This window comes from Streptomyces sp. NPDC004838 (genome assembly GCF_053600955.1).
Map to the genome: position 1 here is coordinate 1 of NZ_JBSGAW010000069.1, position 7,320 is coordinate 7,320.

Sequence of the window (7,320 nt, forward strand, 5' to 3'; positions counted from 1 at the left end):
AGGGAGGCGTACGTGGGCCCCTGGCTGCCCGAGCCGCTGCTCACCGCGCCGGACGTGGCCGAGGACGTCGAGCTGGCCGAGAGCGTGTCGATGGCGCTGATGCTCGTTCTGGAGACGCTCTCGCCGACCGAGCGCGCCGTCTTCGTGCTCCGGGAGGTCTTCGACATCGGTTACGACGAGATCGCGGCCGCGGTCGAGAAGAGCCCCGCGGCCGTCCGCCAGATCGCGCACCGCGCCCGCCGGCACGTCGATGCCCGCCGCCCTCGCCGGGTGGTCTCCCCGAGCGAGGCCCGAGCGGCTCTGGAGTCGTTCCGGCGCGCGCTCGAAACCAGGGACCTGCAAGGGCTCCTCGACGTGCTCGCCCCCGATGTCGTCCTGGTGAGCGACGGCGGCGGCGTCAAGCAGGCCGCGCTGCGGCCGATCACCGGCGCCGACAAGGTGATCCGCTTCTACCTCGGCACCGCGGACAGGGTCGCGGACACGATCACCTACGATCCCACGGTGGTCAACGGCAACCCGGCTCTCGTCGTGCGCGTGGGCGGCGAGATCGACGGCGTCATCGCGCTCCGGGTCGAGGACGCCCGCGTCGCCGGCCTGTACTACGTCCGCAACCCCGAGAAGCTGACCCTCGTCGAATCGGAGACGCCGCTCACCGTGCGTTGAGCACCGGGGCGGAGCCGGACGCGGCCGACCAGGCATCGCGTCCGGCTTCCCCTCGAAGATCACCGGAGGGCCGCCACGCCCAGGACTCCCCCGGCCCGCCCGCGCCGGCGATCGCGGCGCACGGCGTTCGGGGGCGGTGTCACGGGCGGGGGACGCCCAGCAGGTGGTCCAGCGCCAGTTGGTCCAGGGCCTCGAAGGCCATGCCCCGCTCGGCCGCGCCGTCCACGTCGAAGTCCTCGAAGGCCGAGCGGTCCGCGAGCAGCGCCGACAGCCCGTCGGCGGCCGTCGGCAGGGCCAGCTCGTCGAGCCGCGCCGCCCGGAGGGCCTCCCGCACGCGCGTGTCCGCGCGGAACGCCGACGCGCGCTCCCGGAGGATCAGATAGTTCCGCATGCAGCCCGCCGCCGACTCCCACACCCCGGCCGCGTCCTCCGTCCGCGGCGGCTTGAAGTCGAAGTGCCGCGGTCCTTCGTACCCGGCCGTCTCCAACAGGTCCACCAGCCAGAACGCCGACCGCAGGTCACCCGCGCCGAAGCGCAGGTCCTGGTCGTACTTGATGCCGTTCTGGCCGTTGAGGTCGATGTGGAAGAGCTTTCCGGCCCACAGCGCCTGGGCGATGGAGTGGGGGAAGTTCAGCCCGGCCATCTGCTCATGGCCGACCTCCGGGTTGACTCCGTACAGCTCGGGCCGTTCCAGTCGCTCGATGAAGGCGAGGGCGTGGCCGACGGTGGGCAGGAGGATGTCGCCGCGCGGCTCGTTGGGCTTGGGCTCGATGGCGAAGCGGAGTTCGTAGCCCTGCTCGGTGACGTACTCCCCGAGGAGGTCGAACGCCTCCTTCATCCGGTCGAGCGCGAGCCGTACGTCCTTCGCCGCGCCGGACTCCGCGCCCTCGCGTCCACCCCACGCCACATAGGTGCGGGCACCGAGTTCCGCCGCGAGGTCGATGTTGCGGATGGTCTTGCGGAGCGCGTAGCGGCGTACGTCCCGGTCGTTGGCGGTGAAGCCGCCGTCCTTGAAGACGGGGTGAGTGAAGAGGTTGGTGGTGGCCATGGGCACCACCAGCCCGGTTTCGTCGAGCGCCTGCCGGAAACGCTTGACGTGGGCATCGCGCGCGGACTCGGACGCGCCGAAGGGGATGAGGTCGTCGTCGTGGAAGGTCACCCCGTACGCGCCGAGCTCCGCGAGCCGCCGCACCGTCTCGGCGGGGTCCAGGGGCGGCCGGGTCGCGTCCCCGAACGGGTCCCTGCCCTGCCAGCCGACCGTCCAGAGACCGAAGCTGAATTTGTCGCCGGGTGTGGGGGTGAAGCCTTCCGTCATGGCTCTGACCGCCTTCTTTCCACAGTCTGACACGGTGTTTGTTTTCTTTGCTTACTAATCATGCACATCTGGGACGGGTTACAAAAGACCCTCAACACCTGTTCCTCCGCATGGCGTTGGCGTAATTTGTTCCCACTGCGGCCAAATCGGGCCGGACGGAGTGCAGGGGCAGAGAGGTGGAGGCAATGCCGACGCAGGCTGTCGTCATCGGTGTGGACAGCTCGACCCAGTCCGCCAAAGCGGCGTTCATCGAGGCGGCGACCGGCCGCACGCTCGCCGTGGGCCGGGCCGCGCACGAGGTCACCGGCGACGGGGGCGCGCGGGAGAGCGACCCCGAGGTGTGGTGGCACGCCCTGCGCGAGGCGGTGGCCTCGGGGCTCAAGGAGTCCGATGTGCCCGCGTCCGCCGTGACGGGCATCGCCGTCGCCGGGCAGCAGCACGGCCTCGTCGTCCTGGACGGGTCGGGGCGTCCGGTGCGGCCCGCGATGCTCTGGAACGACACCCGTTCCGCGCCGCAGGCCGCCGCCCTCACCGAGGCTCTCGGCGGGCCGAGCGCGTGGACGGCCCGCACCGGCTCCGTGCCCGTGGCGTCCGTGACGGCCTCGAAGTGGCGGTGGCTGCGGGAGCACGAGCCGCGCGCGGTGGAAGCCGCGAGGGCGGTACGGCTCCCCCACGACTTCCTCACCGAGCGGCTCGCGGGCGTCGCGGTCACGGATCCGGGCGACGCGTCCGGGACCGGCTGGTACTCCACCGCGACGGGCTCGTACGACCGCGAACTCCTGGAGCTCATCGGCCTCGACGCCGGACTGCTGCCCTCGGTGGCGGCGACCGGCGGCGAGCGCGTCGGCTCCCTCACCGGACCGGCGGCCGACGACCTGGGCCTGCCCGCGGGCATCGCGGTCGCGGCCGGCACGGGGGACAACATGGCCGCGGCCGTCGGTCTGGGGCTCGGCGGCTCGGGCCTGCTCGACCACCCCGTGCTCAGCCTCGGCACCTCGGGCACGGTGTACGCGGCGACCCGGACGCGGCCCGCGTCCGCCGCGCTCGCGGGGTTCGCCGCGACCGACGGCACCTATCTGCCCTTGGCGTGCACCCTGAACTGCACCCTGGCGGTGGACAAGGTCGCCTCGCTGCTGGGGCTGAGCCGCGACACGGCCGAGGCGGGCGGGGAGGTCGTCCTCCTTCCGTATCTCGACGGGGAGCGCACCCCCGATCTGCCGAACGCGTCCGGCCTGCTCACGGGCCTGCGGCATACGACGAGCCGTCAGCAGATCCTCGGGGCGGCGTACGAGGGAGCGGTGGTCACGGTCCTCCGCGCGCTCGACTCGGTCCTCGAAGCGTGCGGGCTCGCACCCGGCGATCCGGCGGTCGCGGCGCGGCCGCTGCGGCTGGTGGGGGGCGGCGCACGCGGCCGGCACTGGGTGGAGACCGTGCGCCGGCTGTCGGGCCGCCCCCTCCTGATCCCCTCTGCGGGCGAACTGGTCGCGACCGGCGCGGCGGCGCTCGCGGCCGGGGCGGTGTCGGGCGAGGACCCGGTGGCCGTGGCGCGTGCGTGGGAGGCGGCGGGGGCGGCGGGGCCCGTCACCGAACTGGCGGCGGTGGAGCGTGACATGGAGACGTGGGAGCGGGTCTCCGCGGTGCTGGCGGGGGTCACGGGGGCGGAGTGAGCGCCGCCTGGCCCTTGGGCGGGCGGCGGTGCGGGCGGCGGGCCCGCCGGTCCACCGGGGGCACTCGGGGGCCGGGCCCGGCCGTCCGGTGTCCGCCCGTCCGCTGTGAGACTGGCTCGGGCCCGTTCTCCGGCTCGCCCGCCGTCCGGTTGTCCAGTGCCCGGACGGCCGGGTGTCCGGCGTCAGGCTGGCTCGGGCCAGTTCTCTGGTTGCCCCGTGCCGCTTGCCGGGTGCCGGCCGTCCGCTGTCCGCCCGTCCGGCGTCGGGCTACCGCGGGCCCATGCTCCGGTTCGCCCGTCGCCCGGTTGTCCCGTGCCCGGACGGCCGGGTGTCCGCCCGTCCGGCGTCACACTGCCGCGAGCCCGGTTGTCCGGTTCGCCCGTCGCCCCGCGCCTGATTGCCGGGTGCACCCCGTCAGGCTGCCGCGAGCCCGGTTGCCGGGCGCTCGGGCGTCCGGGCCGTTTCTCGTCCGCGCGGCGCCGCGCGGACGGATCTCCGGCCCCGCGGCGGGCGATCCCGCGAGGACGTGCAGAGGCGGGCCGGGAAGGAAAAGGAGGGTCACGGACCGGGGTCCGGTGGGCCGCGCCGAGGCCCGGCAGCGCCCCCCGGCAGGCCCCTCCGGGGAATAGCCGCACACCCCGCGCGCGCTCACCGACGTGTGCGGTCCGGGGCTTGGTGGGCCCCGCTCGCGCATCGGCGGCGATCCGTGTCCGTAAAATGCGTTCGTACACCACACAGGACCCCGCTCACCCGCACGCGGTGAGAGGACGACCCACGCCTTGGGAGGCGAGCATGGGCACCCGTCGCACCTCACTGCCGGGAGTCGGGACGCAGTACGACTTCACGACCGAGGCCGGTCGGCATATCTCCGTCGTCGTGCACCACGACGGCCGGCGTTTCCTCGGCTTCTACGCGTCGGATGACCCCGACGCGTGCCAGTTGGAGGTCCCGCTGTCGTCGGAGGAGGCCACCGCGCTGGCGCACCTCATCGACCCCGAGCCCATCGACGCCGTACGGACGGACGGCATCGACCTGGTGACCGAGCACATCCCGGTGGGAACGCGCTCCCCGTACCTGGGGCGGCTGCTCGCCGATACGCAGGCCCGGACGAGGACCGGCGCGTCGATCGTCGCCGTACTGCGGCGGACGAGCGCGCATCCCTCACCGGGACCGGACTTCCGGTTCGCCCTCGGGGACACGCTGGTCGCCGTGGGAACCCGTGAGGGCGTGGACGCGCTCGCCGAGATCATCGCGGGGGTCTGAGGGTGCATGACACGACCTCGCTGCTGATCGAACTCGGTGCGATCATCCTGGGGCTGGGGCTGATAGGCCGGTTCGCCGGACGCATCGGCCTGTCCCCCATTCCCCTCTACCTTCTGGTGGGGCTGGCCTTCGGTCAAGGCGGCCTGTTCCCTTTCAGCGCCAGTGAGGACTTCGTGGCCGTCGGCGCCGAGATCGGCGTCATTCTGCTGCTGCTTCTGCTGGGCCTCGAGTACAGCGCGTCCGAACTGGTCGGCAGCCTCAAGACGCAGTACCCGTCGGGAGCGGTCGACTTCGTGCTCAACGCGCTGCCGGGCGCGGCGGCGGCCCTGCTGCTCGGCTGGGGGCCGGTCGCGGCGGTCGCCCTGGCCGGCGTCACCTGGATCTCGTCGTCCGGTGTGATCGCGAAGGTCCTCACGGACCTCGGGCGGCTGGGCAACCGGGAGACCCCGGTGATCCTGGGCATCCTGGTGATGGAAGACCTGGCGATGGCGGTCTATCTGCCGCTGCTCACCGCGCTGCTGGCCGGTGTGGGGCTCGCGGGCGGCAGCATCACGCTGCTGATCGCGCTGGGCGCGGTCGGGATCGTGCTGTATCTCGCGCTCCGGCACGGCCGCGTCATCAGCCGCGCGGTCTCCTCCGACAATCCGGAGATGCTGCTGCTGGTGGTGCTGGGCCTGACCCTGCTGGTAGCGGGAGTCGCACAGGAACTCCAGGTCTCCGCCGCCGTGGGCGCGTTCCTGGTCGGCATCGCGCTGTCCGGGGACGTCGCCGAAGGGGCGCGTAAGCTCCTCACTCCGCTGCGGGATCTGTTCGCCGCCGTGTTCTTCGTCTTCTTCGGGCTGTCGACCGATCCCACGAAGATCCCGCCGGTTCTGCTGCCCGCGCTGCTGCTCGCGATCATCACGGCGGGCACCAAGATCCTCACGGGCTGGTACGCGGCACGCCGGGCGGGCATCGGTCCTCGCGGCAGGCTCCGCGCCGGGGGCGCGCTGGTGGCCCGAGGCGAGTTCTCGATCGTCATCGCCGGGCTGGCGGTCGGCGCGGAACCCGGTATCGGACCGATCGCCACCGCGTACGTCCTGATCCTGGTGATCCTGGGGCCACTGGCCGCCCGCTGGACGGAACCCCTGGTCGCCAGGGTGAGCGCGTCCCGGAAGGGCACGGAGCCGCTGCCGGAGTGCCCGGACGGCGCTCCGGCGGCGGTTCCGCAGAACCTCTCGGCGGTGCCCGGCCCGCCGAAGCCGCCGGAACCCGTCACGCTCGACAAGACGGCCACCACCGACTGAAGGCCGGGCCGCGCGCGCCGGCCGACGCGGACCCGCCGCCCGTACCGGGCCACGCGTGCCGCTGTCGGCCGGCCTCCGTTTCCGGGCACAGTCAGCCAGGAGTGAGAACCCATGCCCCGAACGCCCGACGCCTTCCGGCTCCTCCCCGGTGCCGGGGACTCCCCCGTGATCCTGCACGTTCCGCACTCCTCACGGGTGATTCCCGAGTCGGTGCGCTCCGGCATCGTGCTCGGCGACAGCGCTCTGGAACGGGAGCTGGACCACATCACCGACGCCCACACGGCACAGCTGGCCGAGGCGGCGGCCTCGCGTGCCGCGGTCGCGCCCTGGCTCTTCGTCAACGGCCTCTCCCGCCTGGTCGTCGATCCGGAGCGGTTCCCCGACGAGCGCGAGGAGATGCTGGCGGTCGGCATGGGCGCGGTCTACACGGCGACGACGCACCGCGAGCCGCTGCGACCGGCCGACGCGGACCCGCGTCCGTTGCTCGAGCGGTACTTCCATCCGTACGCGCGGGCCATGACGGACGCGGTGGCCGGCCGGCTGGCCGCGACCGGACGGGCGGTCGTCGTCGACGTCCACTCGTATCCGGCCGAGCGGCTTCCGTACGAACTCCACGGGAACGGCCCCCGCCCGCCGGTCTGTCTGGGCACCGACGCGTTCCACACCTCGCCCGAGCTGCTCGCCCACGCCGAGCGGGCGTTCGCGGGCTTCGGCGGGACGGGCGTCGACAGCCCCTTCCGGGGTGCCTATGTGCCGCTGGAGTTCTACGGCCGGGATCCCCGCGTCACGGCGCTGATGATCGAGATCCGCCGGGATGTGTACATGCGCGAGCCGGGCGGTCCGCCGGGGCCGGGCCTCGGCGCGCTGGCGGACGCGCTCGCGAGCCTGGTGGACGACCTGTCCGGGCGGTCACCCTCCGACGGTCGGTAGCCCTCCGACGCCGACGGACAGCCGTCGCGTCCCCCGGCCGTACAGCCGTCGCGTCGCCGGGCCGGACAGCCTTCGCGTCCCCCGGGCCGGACCGTCGCGGTGACGGAGGCGGGGCGGGGCACCCATGGGTGCCCCGTCGCCGTCCTCGACGTGCCGTACGACCTCGAACTCCTCCGTGGCGACGACGGAGAGGACC

At 73.3% G+C, this 7,320-nt stretch carries 6 protein-coding genes; 5 read left to right on the top strand and 1 reads right to left on the bottom strand.

What is annotated here, in order from left to right; translation table 11 throughout:
- On the top strand, window positions 1-663 hold a 663-nt coding region (locus ACWEFL_RS35965), incomplete at its 5' end, for a sigma factor-like helix-turn-helix DNA-binding protein (protein WP_451721301.1).
- A gap of 139 nt (window positions 664-802) precedes the next feature.
- Here the strand turns inward: ACWEFL_RS35965 and xylA are convergent.
- Window positions 803-1,978: a xylose isomerase gene (gene xylA, locus ACWEFL_RS35970; protein ID WP_451721311.1), complete on the bottom strand. Its 1,176-nt coding sequence runs from the start codon at window positions 1,976-1,978 to the stop codon at window positions 803-805.
- A gap of 185 nt (window positions 1,979-2,163) precedes the next feature.
- Here xylA and xylB point away from each other — a divergent pair, with 185 nt between their 5' ends.
- From xylB to ACWEFL_RS35990, 4 genes are all read left to right on the top strand, one after another.
- Window positions 2,164-3,645 carry a xylulokinase gene (gene xylB / locus ACWEFL_RS35975; protein WP_451721303.1) on the top strand — a complete coding sequence of 494 codons (1,482 nt, stop codon included), beginning with the start codon at window positions 2,164-2,166 and terminating at the stop codon, window positions 3,643-3,645.
- A gap of 792 nt (window positions 3,646-4,437) precedes the next feature.
- Window positions 4,438-4,908: a cation:proton antiporter regulatory subunit gene (locus ACWEFL_RS35980; RefSeq protein WP_451721305.1), complete on the top strand. Its 471-nt coding sequence runs from the start codon at window positions 4,438-4,440 to the stop codon at window positions 4,906-4,908.
- Between the two features lie 2 nt (window positions 4,909-4,910).
- Complete coding sequence (locus tag ACWEFL_RS35985) at window positions 4,911-6,194, top strand: cation:proton antiporter (protein WP_451721307.1); 1,284 nt, start codon at window positions 4,911-4,913, stop codon at window positions 6,192-6,194.
- Between the two features lie 111 nt (window positions 6,195-6,305).
- Window positions 6,306-7,124: an N-formylglutamate amidohydrolase gene (locus ACWEFL_RS35990; protein ID WP_451721309.1), complete on the top strand. Its 819-nt coding sequence runs from the start codon at window positions 6,306-6,308 to the stop codon at window positions 7,122-7,124.
- Window positions 7,125-7,320 lie beyond the last annotated feature (196 nt).